This window comes from Bacillus sp. OTU530 (assembly GCF_038440375.1).
Genome location: NZ_JASATP010000011.1, coordinates 22,231 through 37,058 on the forward strand (window position 1 = coordinate 22,231; position 14,828 = coordinate 37,058).

Consider the following 14,828-nt stretch of genomic DNA (forward strand, 5'->3'; position numbering starts at 1 on the left):
TAAAAAGCCCGCTTTCAGCAGACTTTTGGATTAACTCCACACTCTGACAAAGGGATTGCTATCGCAATCCCTTTGTCATTTATCAAGAATATTAAAATGCTTTCTTAAAAAATATCCTCTCTTCAGTGTGATAATTTATGAAATTTTGATTATAGGGATGCATAAAATTAACCTTTTTTATGCATCCAATTCTCTGCTCTAAAACCCAAAAAAAGTTGTATTATGATATAGTTATCTTAATAAATGAAAAGGAGTTGAAGTTTTATGTTTAACAAGCATATTGCTGAGATTGTAGCGAACGGGGAGGGGTGTGCAAAATAATACCTGCATAAGACCTCCCAAAGGTTACAATTGAAACTTTAGGAGGCTATAACTTTGAATACAATAGATATGAAGCATTTAGGACTTACTGAAACATTTATTCAGGAGTCTCAAAAATATAGAGATCTTTATATAGGGCGAGTGTCATCTCAATTTAAAAGTGTATATAAGGTAATCACAGAAAAAGGGGAATTAACAGCTGAAATATCGGGAAAGTTTCTCCACAGCGTAGGAGCAATGTCTGAATACCCGTCTGTCGGAGATTTTGTCATGGTCGATCGAACTGATAATGCACAAGGAAATGGAATTATTCACCATATACTTACACGGAAAAGCGTGTTTGCGCGAAAAGTGGCAGGAACTACAAGTGATCTCCAAGTAGTGGCTACAAACATTGATACCATTTTGATCTGTATGTCATTGAACAATGATTTTAATCTTCGGAGACTAGAGCGTTATCTTTCTATCGCTTGGGATAGCGGAGCGACTCCGGTTATTGTGCTGACTAAATCGGATCTTTGTAAAGATCTTGAGAGCAGGCTTTACGATATATCATTGATTGCTATCGGTGTGGATGTTCTTGTAACGACTAGTTTATCGGACGATTGGCAACCAGCCATGAAAACGTATCTATCAGGTGGTCAGACTGTAGCATTCATTGGCTCTTCTGGTGTTGGAAAGTCAACCTTGATTAATTGTCTTCTCGGTCACAGCGTATTAGATACCGGTGGCATCCGAAATGATGATAAGGGGCGGCACACGACGACAAGACGAGAGCTAATCTTTTTGCCTGGCTTAGGTGTTGTCATTGATACACCCGGGATGCGGGAACTTGGGATTATTAGTGCGAATTTGTCAAAATCGTTTGCAGACATTGATGATCTCGCGGCTCAATGTCATTTTAACGACTGTTCTCATAAAAGTGAACCGAAATGCGCCGTGCAAAAAGCCATAGAGGATGGTCATTTGTCAGTTGAACGGTTGGAAAGCTATTGGAAGCTAGAAAAAGAAGCGAAGTACGATAACTTGAATTCTAGAATGATTGAAAAAGAAAAAATAAATGGCATCTTCGGCAGCATGAGTGGCATGAAAAATGTAAGGAAATTTTTTAGAGAACAAAACAAAAGAAGATAAAAAGTTGTTTAGGAGCGCAATTACAAAAGGTCCTAATGAAGTCAAAACCACCCGTGAGTAAGGAAACGGGTGGTTTTGACTTTGGGTTTTACAAATGAATTTAGTCCTATTGAGGTATGAATTTGTTACAAAAGACCTTATATGCAGCAGCTAAACCCTACCTAATTTACTTCTTTGTAGTTGACGAGTTTGTTTTCAACAGTCTGAGACGTTGATAGCCCTAAATTTTTAGCTTTATATATTTTGAAGCATATTGAAGGGGTTTTTGTATATGTACTATGAACGAGTCATAACATCTAGTCTTTCACGACTTGGATTCCTTTTCCATTCATCCCATGAAAGGCCTGATTCAGAAAGGATTTTTTCAATTCTTTTACGAAATGGCAGGCCTTCCTTTTCTAACTGAATGAACATGGGATCCTCCTTGCCTTGTAAGACTGTATCCACCCAATTATGAAGATCCAGCTCAAACTGGTCTGCCAGTTCGATATGTGTTTCTGCTAGATTAATCGTTTCCTCGGGATCAGAGGATAAATCATATAGTTCTCTTTGGGGACGTGTAAAAGGTCCGCCGTCAAACGTTTGGATATATTTATATTTTTCTGTTCGTACCCCTCTTGCTGCCTGCCAGGCGCATTCACTGAGATAAACTTTTGAGCGCGTCCCATCCTCCTGGCCGAGAATTGATGGCCATAAGCTTTGACCATCAATATTTTCAGGGATTTTAATAGAGTCTATGTCGATTTCGGTGTTTGTATTAATAGCTTCTAAGATGGTTGGAAATAAATCTACCTGTTGAATGAGCCCCTTTACTCGTCTGCCTTGCGGGATATGTCCAGGCCATCTCATAATGATGGGGACATGAACTGTTGCATCATATAACCCACAGTGATCCCAGTAGACATCATGCTCTGTTAGGCTCTCACCGTGGTCACCAAATAAAATAAGAAGAGTTTCGTCTTTGATTCCAAGTTCTTCTAGATAATGATCGATTTCCTTCAGTTTATTATCTAAGTAGCGTATTTCAGCATCGTATAAGGAATTGATATAATCAGCATCCGTAACAGGGCCAAGTAAATCAAAATGGTGATGCTTAAAAAACGGATAGGCCATATGATTATAGGCCGGTTCCATACTGCGATTTTGTTGATCGAATGGATCTTTATTTTGATCGTAAAAAAGAGGGATATATTCTTGCGGTGGCAGATACGGTGTATGAGGATCCCAATAGTGTAGAAACAGAAAAAAGTTTTCATCTTTATGTTCTTTAAGCCATGGCTTTGCCAACTCATTTATTGTGTGTCCATCAATCCAACGAGTTCTCCCAACGCTATTTGTATAATAACGAAAGCCTCGAGCAAACCACTCTTTTAGTTGATATAAATTATCTACTGCCCCTGTTGTGAAACCCGCTTGACGAAGCATTGTCGGAAGCCAATCTATTTTTTTAGAGAGAGTTGTTAACTCCGATCCATGTGATACGACTCCATTGTGAAGTCCTATCCTTCCAGTGAAAATCGAGGTATGTGCTACCTCGGTTGGGATATCTGAAGCAAAGGCCTTTTCAAACAGAACACCTTCAGAGGCAATCTTATCTATATAGGGACTTGTTGGTTTAGTATATCCATAGCTGCTTAGTCTCTTAGCACGGAGAGAGTCAAGTGAAATCATAATTATTTTCATGGTGTTCCTCCTTTATCTTTCGTTCAAATGAAGGCTTTTAGATAGTTCTTGCATATGCGTATTACCATTATAAATTCCTGTATGTAAAATTTCGAAACCGATTACGCCATACAAATGGTTGATTCGGACATAATGCTTATATTAATCTAGTACCACGGTTTTTTCTTCTTTTCGTTTTAAATGTGAAAATGCAAGGTAGGCGGACCACATGACAATAAAGCCTATTAAGCTTCCTCCAAAAAGAGGGATTAGTCCCGGGAAATTTGACATTGTAAAGTAAAGGATGATCCCTGCTGCTATGAGCATAATTGTTGAAAGTGGAGAAACACTCATAATCAAAAAGGTGGTTTTGAGAATCTGTGGTATTTTCATTTCATAATGCACAAATACAGGGAACACGTATAAAAGAAATACAATGTAAATAATTGTGATGATAACAAGTGGATATCGAAGCCATACTACAACCTCACTAACGGTTTGGTTCAGGAGAAGATAATACATAAAGAGAGTAAATCCTATAAAGGTTAGAATATATCCTAGAAGGTTGCTTCTTAAAAAATCTTTTTTATAGGAAACCCAAAACGTTGAAAAAACGGGGATTTCAGTATCACCCATAAGCCATTTTCGGATGACAGTAAGCATGGCTGTTGTTGCCGGAAAAACTCCTCCAATGAGACAACCTAGAAAAGAAAAAGCAATGAATAGAGCATTTAAATAAGCAAGCTTTAAAATCCAGTCAGAAATCTTTAAAATGCTAAATGCCTTTTGTTGCATAGATACAACCTCCTAATCCTTTAAGAATAAATACAGCGCTTTCAATTTTATGTAAGGTTTGATACATATTTGATTGATTTAAAATTATAGCAAATACAGGAAGAATAAACAAACTTAATTTTCTGAAAATGGTTAATGCTCGAGGATTATTATTGTTTATTAAATTGTTCCTAGTACTTGATAGATTATTTTGGACCTTATCTTTCTTCCCATCCTTTAAAAAACTTCTAATCAATAAATCGTTTTATTTGGGTGAATTTATATAAAAACAAAAAGAATCTTCATTATGTCCGGATAAACTTTGTGCGGAAAATTAATAGTGTTTAGCATAAGGATATAACTACATCAAAAATATCGGGAATATTAAAAGTGGGGTGGGGGAATGGGAATCCAACGGGTCAACCTTTGGGTTGTTTTATCCATTAGCTTAAATGCATTAGGAAATAGTCTTATGATCACTGCAAACCTAGGAAGTTCCCCTTGGACATCTGCAGGCCAAAACCTTGTGTCAATCATGCCATTGTCCATTGGGTCCGCCATTATTCTTTTTAATGTATCTTCTTTTGTTCTTAGTTATTTATTGAAAGTAAGGTTTACTTTGTGGACGATTGTAAAAAGTATCGTTCTTTCTCTTGTGTTTGGTTTATTCATTGATGTATTTGTCTTTTTACTTGGTCTAATTTTTGCGTCAGAAAACATATGGATCCGGTCACTATATTTAGTAATCGGGATCAATTTTATCGCAATTGCATTAAGCATTCATTTCCAGTGTAACTCCGTTTATTTACCATTAGATTATCTGCTGCAAGCGTTTGCGAAATTAAAGAAAAGCTATACTGTCGGAGCAATCTTATGCATGTCTATTCCTTTATCTATTAGCACCAGTATTTGTTTATTTCAACACCATGTAACTGGTGTAGGAATAGGGACAATTCTTTTTGTTCTTGGAGTTGGGTTTCTAATTGATCGATATAATCAAGTGATTTTCATTAACAAGCCTTCATATTCGTCCATGAAAGTTGATGATTCATTATAAAACTGTACTGGATTAAAAATATATACAAAAATTTCCGTTTAAAACCTGAACAGGTACTCCTAGGCAGTTCGCAATCATTTTTTGCTTCTCTCCAAGGATATCCCATGTTTGGTTTCATAGTAGATAAACCTGATTATGCAGTTACACAAAGTATTGTCGAGAAGTTGTTGATGCGTCAAGCTATTCATGAGACAAGAGAACTCCTTTTCATAAATAGTGGGTGGTATTTCTATTCTGTGGAAAGAGGATTATCTTGTCTTTTTTGTGTTCCATTTTAAGAAAGGATAAGCGTAACTACACCTCTATCTTCGCCCAAAGGCAGGGCTCGCCTTTAATTTGTAGGTTCTTGGGGAAGTGTTCGAGTACAGCATATGTACTGGGACTTTAAACCTTCGATCAAATTTCCAGAAGAGACTATTTCGTGATAAAGTAGAAGAAAAGGTATTTTTGAAAACAAGAGGGGGAGAGCAATTGACTCAACCATATTTTTACGGTGCTGTGCCTATTACTATACAAACATCTGATGCTGACAGACAGGAGATTTTAAGAGAATTTCCTGCTCCTAGGCTTGTAAGCGGGTCGGAAACATTTGATATTGAACAAGCACAAGCAGGACACCGTCTAAACAATGCCCGCTTTTTATATATAGATCACTCCGTAGAACGAACAAAAACAGATAAACCTTATCTGAAAATTCGTTTTAGCAACAATGTATGTACAATCAATACGAAAATGTGGGACAATGACGGGTCTGTCGCCACATCTATACCATTGCTAGAAGAGTACGCTGTCTTCGAAATAGCAGGAAAGGTGGAAGAATATCAAGGCTTTAAAAGTGTTACCATTGATCAGCTTATGCCGGTAACCAGACAGGTGAATCCTTTTTCTCTTATACCAGCTACACAGCAAAGCCTGGAAGATTTTATTGTAGAGCTATATTGCTATGTACAGGAGACAGAGGAGCCGTATCGGACTCTTATGCTGTCAGCGATGAAGCGGTTTTGGAACGATTTTTCAGTGCGTCCGGCTGCAAAAGGACATCACCATGCATATTTGGGCGGACTGCTCAAGCATACGGTAGGATTAATGCGTTTAGCTCGATATATTGTAAAGTCAACCAATCCATATAAAGGTATCTTAGAGCTTATTGCTGTTATCGAACGAGAATATAAAAATGAGCTTCGGAAGGATTATATGTCGGATAATCCTGGCGGAAATGTAAGGAACCTTGTTTGGAGAGATGCGATTGATCATGTGTATAATCATTTTTATAGCATGGTGAAGTATAAGGAGGAAATACCGAATGCTTCACGGTTAATATGCTCCATTTTTTACCATGATCTTGGCAAATTACTTGAATATCATCATGCGGGAAAAGGGTACGATGATTTTCGCTTTCTCTTTCCAACAGCGGATTTGTCAGCTCTTGAAGAGAGAAAGCCGACCGGTATTTCTATGGACCCTATCGGAATGTATGTTGGGCATATTCCTTATGGGACAATGCTGCTAGCGAAGATGTTAGAGACGGAGCATATTTCACTTCCGATTGCGGATGTTCATCAGCTGATGCACAATATTTTATGTCATCACGATAAATTGGAATGGGGAGCATGTGTAACACCAGCAACAATGGAAGGACATCTCATTCATATTGTGGATTTTCTCGATTCTAGATATGAAAGGACCGAGGAGATCAAGTGAACTACTATGCTCAAAAAGCTTCCGTAGCTGCTCAATAGCAGGAAGCTATAGATGTCTCGTCAGGGGGAGTGTATCAAATCTAGTAAGGAGAAGTTTATATTGTCACAAAAGAAATTACGTAGATACTTAGCCGTTGTCATTAGTCTAGTGACTGTGTACATCCTGATCCTGCAGACATTTATGTATCGGTATAGTCATATGGAACTGCCATCCCATGCCGATTATCTGATAGTGTTAGGCGCACGTGTAAAAGGAGAAGCTCCTTCTCTGTCACTGCGTTATCGTATTGACAGGGCAGCGCAGTATTTAGAAGATAATCCGCAAACCCTTGCAATTGTTTCAGGTGGAAAAGGGAACGGTGAGAATATGTCTGAAGCTGAGGTGATGAAGCTTGAGCTCATAGAGTACGGCATCCCTGAACATCGCATCCTCATGGAGGATAAGTCTACAAGCACAGAAGAGAACATCGCATTTTCAAAGGCTTTTATTCCTGCAAAGGCAAAGAAAGGTCTAATTGTCACTAATGATTATCATGTATATCGAGCAGTATCAGTTGCTAGGAAGTCAGGATTATCTGTTCAGGGATTAGCGGCGGATACTCCAAAGCGTGCGCTCATTCAATCGTATATTCGCGAATATGTGGCATTGACAGTATACTTCATAAAAGGAAGAATGTAACAAATAGCACAAGATATCAAAACGCTAGCAGTTATAGCGGTAAGTTAGGGTATACAGTATAAACAGCACTGGCCACAATTGGGTATACTACACTATAAATTCCTGAGATAGCAACTAGCACAAATAGGATGATAATAATAGCTAGTAGGAATCCTTGTGTGTAGTTGTTATTGTCAGCAGCCTCTACTATGCTCATGGTGTATGCCTCCTTAGCCAAATATGATTATCTATACGATATGCAAAGGGACGCTGCATGTGCATAAGCTAAAGAAAACTTGTCGATTGGCGAGCCCTGTCTTTGGGCGAAGACAGAGGCGTAGTTGCACTTATACTTTATTCCTAAAATTTCTCGCTACGTCGAATGGTCTTCCAGTTAGAGATTTATATCTTCTTACAGTGCAAAAGAGGCTCAAACAATCCGCTGCTTTTAGATGAATAACTGCCTTTATACGTGTTATACGGAGAAGTTTTGATTTTAGCGAAGGTTCTTCTAAACTGGACAAGTTTAATAAAGAGCGGAAATCCATAATGGAAGCAGCAGCTGTTCCATAAAGAATAGTAATGCAAATGCAGGCAGCCTAAATCCGTTAGGTGCGGAAAGGAGACGAATTATGTATAAAACAATTAGCATATTTGTTCTTATATTATTAACATATTTAGCAATAAATATTTATATCGGTTGGCATGGCTTGTACGCTTTATCCTATTTTTCAACAAATATTATTCATACTGTATATTGGGTCATATTCTTTGTGATTGCCTTTTCCTATCTGTTCGGAAGAATCAAATTGTTGCCAGGATCCATTCGAAGGTTCATGCAGCTCATTGGCTCCTATTATTTTGCGGTGATGGAGTTTGCTATTATTCTTTTACCTTTAGCTGATCTTGTTGCATGGTTTTCGAGAATAGCAGATGTCCCCTTTAATATGTACATGCCAATTCTTATAGCCGCAGTTTCGCTTCTCTTCCTTGGTTTACTGGTTTGGGGATCTTGGAATGCATGGGTACCTATTGTGCGCACTTATGAAATTGATATTGATAAGCCAGCGGGGGATTTACAGGAACTGCGAATTGCGGTTGCATCAGATCTTCATTTAGGAAATATTGTCGAGAACCGGCACTTAACTCGGCTTGTTGAACGAGTCAAGGACATGCAGCCTGATCTAGTACTTCTTCCAGGTGACGTGATCGATGATGTGATTGAGCCATTTATACGAAAGGAAATGTCCAAAGTTATGAGCCAGCTGCAAGCACCGTTTGGTATATATGCTGTGCCTGGTAATCATGATTACTACGGCGGTCATATCAAGGAGTATGTAAAGCAAATGGAGGCAATTGGCATTCGTGTTTTGCAGGACGAATCTGTGCTTATTCATGGTTCCTTTTATCTTGCAGGAAGAAAGGATAAAGCAGCGGAAACAATCGATCCTGCTGGCCGGGTGAGTGTACAGGAGCTACTACAAGATTTAAATGTAACACGGCCAATTATTATGATGGATCATCAGCCTTATCACTTTGATAAAGCCGCAGCAGCTGGTGTTGACTTGTTGTTATGCGGTCACACGCATCGCGGGCAGTTTGCTCCTAATCACTGGATTACACGCAGGGTATTTGAGCTGGACTGGGGATATATGCTAAAGGAGAAGATGCATGTTATTGTGTCTTCCGGTTTTGGTACGTGGGGTCCGCCAATTCGGCTTGCCAGCCGCTGTGAGATACTTGAACTGACTGTACGTTTTCGTTCGTAACTAGGCGAAGTTGCTCTTACACTTTGTTCCTCAAATTTTCCGCTACATCGAATTCGTTTCTGGTTGGAATTTTATATGCCAAAATGCAAAAAGACCGCTCCAAGTATGTATGATAAACGGAGCGGTCTTTTTGATGTAATCTAATTATAGCGCGTTGAATGTATCTGTTAAAACAGGAACAATTTGCTTTTTGCGTGATACAACGCCCTTCAATACAGCTGTATTGTTTGTAAGTGTTACGTTGTATGCTTTTTCTACCGCATTTGTTGCACGACCAAGAGCAAGTCCAACGGAATCGTTTGTTAAAATATCAGTCACGACGAATAAGAATAAATCTAATCCTTTTTCTTCGATTACACGATTTAATACTGATTCGACTTCTGCTTGCTTGGAAAGAACATCATTTGTGTCAACTGCGTTAACTTGTGCGATTTCTACCTTGTAGTTACCCATTTGGAATTCTTTTGCATCAAGGGAGATTAATTGCTCAACCGTTTTGTCACTCAAATCAGCGCCTGCTTTTAACATGTCTAATCCGTACTTGTCTGCATCTACACCTGCAATTTCAGCAAGCTCGCGAGCTGCTGCTACATCTTCCTCTGTGCATGTCGGAGATTTAAAAAGTAAAGAGTCAGAAATGATAGCAGATAGCATAAGACCTGCAACTTGTTTGGAAATTTCTACGCCGCGCTCTTTGTACATTTTATTTAAAATTGTTGCTGTGCAGCCTACAGGCTCTGCGCGGTAGTATAATGGGTCGCTTGTTTCGAAGTTCGCAATGCGGTGATGGTCGATAACTTCTAATACACGAACTTGATCGATATCATCTGCACTTTGTTGGCGTTCGTTATGGTCTACTAAGATTACGTTGTTTACTTCAGCTGCAACCTTTTCCACTAAGCGAGGCGCTTCTGCTTTGAAGTAGTCTAAGGCAAATTGCGTTTCGTTATTTACGCCGCCTAAACGGATTGGCTCTGCATCTACTCCAAGCTCCTTCTTTAATGCCGCATAAGCGATTGCGGAACAAATTGAATCTGTGTCTGGGTTTTTGTGTCCGAAAACAAGTACTTTTTCCATGTGTATTCTCCTTTATCACTGTAAAAATCTCGCGGAAGGATATAAAATCTCCGCACCAAAACTATTTTAGCACATTTCTACTCTATTTTACCCCTGAATATTGTTAGCTGATGAAATATCTTCTTGTAAAAGTAAATTTTAATCATTTTACAGCATTCATCGGCAATCTGATAATTTCGATAGGGGATTTTCTTGTGATCGCTCGATAAAAGGAAATAAAACTCGATGGCAGCAGAAAAATGACGAGAGGAAATCGGTATAGATACAGAAGGAATATAGGAAATTTATGAGAAATTAATAGTTACAGGTAAGAGATACCTGTAAGTGTCCGGAGAAGGTGGGGATAGCATGGAAGTTGTGAGAACGCAGCTAGAACAGAATCACACTTGCATCTTTGTTAGCTTTTCTGGTTTAAAAGCAAAACTTGCTGATGGGGCAGGAGTTGTCAAGGAGCCGCTATTGCGCGTGCTGTTAGACGAGCAGGGCGAATTACAAGAATTCGGCTTTGTAGGCAAGGTGGCGCTGCTGCAATCTAACTTTGCTGCTAAGAAGGAAGGAAAACCGGCTCCGCAGCTCTTGAAGCTGAAGCCGCCTTCGCCAATGAATACGGAAGTGGCAGGCGAAGAATTAGAGTGCATGATAACACCGATGCTTTCTATTGTTCGAAGAGACACAGCACAGGGATATGAATACATGCTCGTGCACAAAGAAAAAGAGCAGGCAACAGTACGGCGCAAAATGAAGCGCAAGAAGGCTGAGACAATGAAAGTCACAGAACAGCTATTGTTCATTGTTCCGAAGACGGGTGAGAAAGGAAACCGAAAAGGACAGGAGAAAGCTGTGAAACGAATTATGACAAGAATTGCCCGAGTGGATCACAAGAAGACGCAAAATAACATATATGTAGCTCGTGAAAAATTGAAGGATACTCCAATTAGGGTGCTTAAGATGAGGCTGTTCGAAGAAAACGCTTGGCTTGGTATGGTTTCTTTACGCTTTCTTGGTCCAGGTGATTGGAAATTTCCGCTTCCGCGTGCAGAACCATGTGCATGGAAATAAATCATAATCCATTTTAAGGAGGGGAGCTTATCTTTTATTTGAGAATAAGATCCGTAGGGGATCTTCTATAGATAAGAGAAATAATGAAGGGAGGAATAAAGAAATTTCTTTTATGTTAGCTGCGCACATAGGCGCGGCTTTTTGTTTTGTGTTCAAAACGTGGCACGTGTTACTTGGGATAGGAACATGATATGATAGCTAAGAATTATTTTAAATGGAGGCTATAAAATGAAAATTGAAGTATGGTCTGATTTTGTATGTCCATTCTGTTATATTGGAAAACGCCGTTTTGAGCAAGCGCTGGCGAAATTCCCTCAGCAAAATCAGGTGGAAGTGATATACCGTAGCTTTGAGCTTGATCCGCATGCTGATCGTGATAGTAAGCATGATACGCATGAAATGCTTGCTGCGAAATACGGGATGAGCTATGAACAAGCACAAGCAATGACAAATAATGTTGCGCAGCAAGCAGCAGGAGTTGGATTGACCTTTCACTTTAATACAGCGATTCAGACAAACACATTTGATGCACATCGCCTGATGTATTTCGCGGCCCATCACGGAAAGATGCATGAAATGACAGAGCGGCTATTGCGAGCTCATTTTACTGATTCAGAACATATTGGCAATCATAAAATATTGGTGGCTTTGGCTAAAGACATTGGTTTAGATCCAAATGAAACTGCCAATATGTTAGCTGGAGAGGAGTACGCAGAAGAAGTGCGCAAGGATGAGCAGGAAGCGAGAACGATTGGTGTCCAAGGTGTTCCGTTCTTTGTCATAAATCGAAAATACGCAATTTCCGGCGCGCAGCCAAGCGAGGTGTTCTTATCAGCATTAGAAAAAGCGTGGAGTGAAGAACAGCCCCTTACGATTTTGCATGATTCTGCGGGTGATGGATGTACTGACATAGCATGTGCACCTAACAGTGAAAACGAAGCAAAATAAAAAATAACAAAGAAGGCTCCACTGTCTAATGCAGCTGAGGTCTTTTTTGTTTACACTTTAAGTATAAATTTATAGCAGGAAGCCCATTCGACGTAGCGAGAAATTTTAGGAATAAAAAGTATAAGGGCAACTATGCCTCTATCTTCGCAGGGGGCAGGGCTCGCCAATCGGCGAGCTTTCTTCAGGGGATGCTTTGTTCTTTCTTTACACAAGCTTCATTTTTTATGGTATTATAAGGAACAAACATCGAACAAAGACAAGGGGGGCTGATGATGACTCTTCCATTTTTTGCGAAACTATTGATTTCTCTTTTCCTTGGTTTGTTCATCGGTCTTGATAGGCAGTTAAAGAATAAACCGCTTGGAGTGAAAACAAGCATGGTTATCTCTGTTGCAAGCTGCTTAATCACAATTGTTTCGATTCAGTCGGTTGCTAAATATTCTGTGCCAGGGCATACGAATATGGATCCAATGCGTCTTGCTGCACAAATTGTTAGTGGAGTGGGTTTCTTAGGAGCAGGTGTAATTTTAAGGAGAAGCAATGATGTAATTTCAGGTTTGACGACTGCTTCCATGGTTTGGGCAGCTTCGGCTTTAGGAATCGCCGTAGGAGCGGGTTTTTATTTAGAAGCTGTTGTCGCTATGCTACTTATTATTCTTGCCATTAACGTATTTCCATTTGTTATCAAGCGAGTCGGTCCTAGCTCTTTAAGACAGAAGGATTTGTCCCTTAAACTGATTGTGAACGAGAGCCAAGACTTAAATGCAATTTTCAAGCAAATCAAGAAACTACATATCCAGGTGAAGCGTGTCAAAGTGAAGGATGTAAAGGATGGTCAGCGGCAGTTGGAGATGGTAATTCTCGCTGCGGAAAATCTGTATACAACGGATATATATAGTTCCTTAAAGGAATTGAACGAAATTGTATCGGTTGATGTTGAAAGCAGGTAAATTTGCATGATTTTTATGTTTGCGGTCAAACTATGAGCGGAGAAGGGAGCAGTGGCTATTTCTCCAATCGTGCTCAGGAGGCCAAAACATGGGAAAAGATAAAGCATCTAAAAACAATCGAATTCATGCAAACCTCAACACAGAGTATTCTAGGGAGTTCAGTGCACAAGCTACAAATAATGGAAAGCAAAAGTATCAAGATACACCGAATCATCAAAATGCTGGAAAACAGCAAGGATAGTATATTAGAAATCCCCGCTCTAAGGAGCGGGGATTTTTGGTTGCATCACAAAATATGTTGGCTGTGTTCTCTGCTTCTACACTATTGCTGTTTATTCGCATTTTGTTTTTTACTTGTATTTCCAGCGGCTCCCATAGCTGACTTTGGGTCCGTTTCTGTGGAGAATTCATATTTGTTACTAGAGGTTGCATCTGCATTTTGGTTAATCTTTCCCTCTTGAAAATACTTTTTAGCCATAGTGGTTTAACCTCCTTTTAACAGCTATTGCAAGCAAATGAGGATTGCTCACATTTTTTAGTATGGATTGTTCAGTGCTTTTCATTAGTCCAATCGGCGATTTTATGGATTATTTCTTTGGAAAAAGTTTGATGGCTTATCTGATATTTTCAAATGCCCCAGAAAAACTGTGGTATAATACAATATATTGAAAACATGTAGTCTTGACATATATACAATAGGAGTGAAAGAGAGATGTTGCAACAAATAAATCGGCAGTTGGAAAAGTGTATGCCGGCTATTACTCCCATTAGTGTAATAATAGGAGTTATCTTGACGGATAGCTTTAAGTCTTACTCCTATTTAGTCCCATGGATTTTTGCTTTTATGACTTTTGCTGGCAGTTTAAGTTCCAATTTCAAATCTCTGCGGCAAGTGATTTCCCACCCTTTGCCTATGCTAACAGCACTGCTTATTTTACATGTCATTATGCCTGCTTGGGCTTGGGGAATTGGTCACCTTATCTTTAGCAAGGATATGTTTACCGTTACAGGACTTATTTTAGCGGTTATGATCCCAACAGGAATTACAAGCTTTATTTGGATTTCTATTTACAAAGGAAACATAGCCCTAGCTCTTTCTCTTATTTTAATTGACACATTTCTTTCTCCCTTTATTGTGCCATACAGCCTTTCGCTATTTGTCGGGGAGAAGATCGTAATGGATGTGTTTGGAATGATGAAAGGGTTATTTGGAATGGTGGTTATCCCTTCCGTTTTGGGGATGTTTTTGAACGAGCTTACTGCGGGGAAGGTAAAAGAAACCTGGGGAACAAAATTAGCCCCTGTTTCTAAAGTCGGCCTGGCTGCCGTTGTAATGATTAATAGCTCTATTATTGCCCCGCATCTATCTCATATAGATGGTAAGCTCATTTTAATTGCTGTTGTTGTGTTCGGTATTGCTTCTTCAGGCTATTTATTTTCTTGGCTAATTAGCAGTCTTTTTAAGTGGGGGCGAGATGATACTGTGACACTCGTATTTACTGGCGGTATGAGGAATATTAGTGCGGGTGCTGTTTTGGCTGTATCCTATTTCCCGGCCCCTGTAGCTGTGCCAGTTGTAATTGGGATGTTATTTCAGCAGGTGTTAGCTTCCTTGTATGGTTATATGATTCATAAAGTGTATGCGAAAAAAGATCTTAAAAATAGCATGGTAACGGAGTATATACCAAAGAAACAGGTACAGCAATAATAAAGAAGTGA

The 14,828-nt window shown here is 39.3% G+C and carries 15 protein-coding genes; 10 read left to right on the forward strand and 5 right to left on the reverse strand.

The annotated features are described in order from the left end of the window. Positions 1-375: 375 nt before the first annotated feature. Entirely contained in the window at positions 376-1,455 is a 1,080-nt protein-coding gene (rsgA, locus tag AAHB12_RS10430) for a ribosome small subunit-dependent GTPase A (RefSeq protein ID WP_342045265.1), read from the forward strand. A gap of 276 nt (positions 1,456-1,731) precedes the next feature. Here rsgA and AAHB12_RS10435 read toward each other — a convergent pair whose 3' ends face one another. Together AAHB12_RS10435 and AAHB12_RS10440 are read right to left on the reverse strand one after the other, a co-directional pair. Then, positions 1,732-3,138 (reverse strand): sulfatase, encoded by a 1,407-nt coding sequence (locus AAHB12_RS10435; protein WP_342045266.1) that lies wholly within the window; start codon positions 3,136-3,138, stop codon positions 1,732-1,734. Between the two features lie 141 nt (positions 3,139-3,279). Further along, positions 3,280-3,912, reverse strand: coding sequence for a YesL family protein (locus AAHB12_RS10440; RefSeq protein ID WP_342045267.1), 633 nt, complete (start codon positions 3,910-3,912; stop codon positions 3,280-3,282). A 382-nt stretch (positions 3,913-4,294) separates the two neighbouring features. On the opposite strand from AAHB12_RS10440, the gene AAHB12_RS10445 reads away from it, so the two are divergent. The 3 genes from AAHB12_RS10445 to AAHB12_RS10455 all read left to right on the forward strand — a co-directional run bounded on the left by AAHB12_RS10445 (position 4,295) and on the right by AAHB12_RS10455 (position 7,327). After that, positions 4,295-4,948: a YczE/YyaS/YitT family protein gene (locus tag AAHB12_RS10445; RefSeq protein WP_342045268.1), complete on the forward strand. Its 654-nt coding sequence runs from the start codon at positions 4,295-4,297 to the stop codon at positions 4,946-4,948. Positions 4,949-5,419: 471 nt separating this feature from the next. Continuing rightward, entirely contained in the window at positions 5,420-6,649 is a 1,230-nt protein-coding gene (locus tag AAHB12_RS10450; RefSeq protein WP_342045269.1) for a TraI domain-containing protein, read from the forward strand. Between the two features lie 99 nt (positions 6,650-6,748). Beyond that, the gene (locus AAHB12_RS10455; protein WP_342045270.1) at positions 6,749-7,327 is read left to right on the forward strand and encodes a YdcF family protein; all 579 of its coding nucleotides are present in this window, start codon (positions 6,749-6,751) and stop codon (positions 7,325-7,327) included. A 31-nt stretch (positions 7,328-7,358) separates the two neighbouring features. On the opposite strand, the gene AAHB12_RS10460 is transcribed toward AAHB12_RS10455, so the two are convergent. After that, on the reverse strand, positions 7,359-7,523 hold the full coding sequence (locus AAHB12_RS10460; protein ID WP_342045271.1) for a hypothetical protein: 165 nt from the start codon (positions 7,521-7,523) through the stop codon (positions 7,359-7,361). Positions 7,524-7,938: 415 nt separating this feature from the next. Between AAHB12_RS10460 and AAHB12_RS10465 the strand changes: the two genes are divergently transcribed. Beyond that, positions 7,939-9,075: a metallophosphoesterase gene (locus tag AAHB12_RS10465; RefSeq protein ID WP_342045272.1), complete on the forward strand. Its 1,137-nt coding sequence runs from the start codon at positions 7,939-7,941 to the stop codon at positions 9,073-9,075. Positions 9,076-9,219: 144 nt separating this feature from the next. Here AAHB12_RS10465 and AAHB12_RS10470 read toward each other — a convergent pair whose 3' ends face one another. After that, positions 9,220-10,152, reverse strand: coding sequence for a manganese-dependent inorganic pyrophosphatase (locus AAHB12_RS10470; RefSeq protein ID WP_129726316.1), 933 nt, complete (start codon positions 10,150-10,152; stop codon positions 9,220-9,222). A 348-nt stretch (positions 10,153-10,500) separates the two neighbouring features. On the opposite strand from AAHB12_RS10470, the gene AAHB12_RS10475 reads away from it, so the two are divergent. The 4 genes from AAHB12_RS10475 (at position 10,501) to AAHB12_RS10490 (ending at position 13,350) form a co-directional block, all read left to right on the forward strand. After that, positions 10,501-11,211 carry a hypothetical protein gene (locus AAHB12_RS10475; protein ID WP_342045273.1) on the forward strand — a complete coding sequence of 237 codons (711 nt, stop codon included), beginning with the start codon at positions 10,501-10,503 and terminating at the stop codon, positions 11,209-11,211. Between the two features lie 228 nt (positions 11,212-11,439). After that, positions 11,440-12,159, forward strand: a complete 720-nt coding sequence (locus tag AAHB12_RS10480) for a DsbA family oxidoreductase (protein WP_342045274.1) — start codon at positions 11,440-11,442, stop codon at positions 12,157-12,159. Positions 12,160-12,431: 272 nt separating this feature from the next. Beyond that, positions 12,432-13,109 carry an MgtC/SapB family protein gene (locus AAHB12_RS10485; protein ID WP_342045354.1) on the forward strand — a complete coding sequence of 226 codons (678 nt, stop codon included), beginning with the start codon at positions 12,432-12,434 and terminating at the stop codon, positions 13,107-13,109. 88 nt (positions 13,110-13,197) lie between these two features. Continuing rightward, entirely contained in the window at positions 13,198-13,350 is a 153-nt protein-coding gene (locus tag AAHB12_RS10490) for a hypothetical protein (RefSeq protein ID WP_165350678.1), read from the forward strand. Between the two features lie 81 nt (positions 13,351-13,431). Here the strand turns inward: AAHB12_RS10490 and AAHB12_RS10495 are convergent, their stop codons facing one another. Then, positions 13,432-13,587, reverse strand: a complete 156-nt coding sequence (locus tag AAHB12_RS10495) for a hypothetical protein (protein ID WP_165350677.1) — start codon at positions 13,585-13,587, stop codon at positions 13,432-13,434. A 234-nt stretch (positions 13,588-13,821) separates the two neighbouring features. Between AAHB12_RS10495 and AAHB12_RS10500 the strand changes: the two genes are divergently transcribed. Beyond that, positions 13,822-14,817, forward strand: coding sequence for a bile acid:sodium symporter family protein (locus AAHB12_RS10500; RefSeq protein WP_129726312.1), 996 nt, complete (start codon positions 13,822-13,824; stop codon positions 14,815-14,817). The last annotated feature ends 11 nt before the right edge of the window (positions 14,818-14,828 follow it).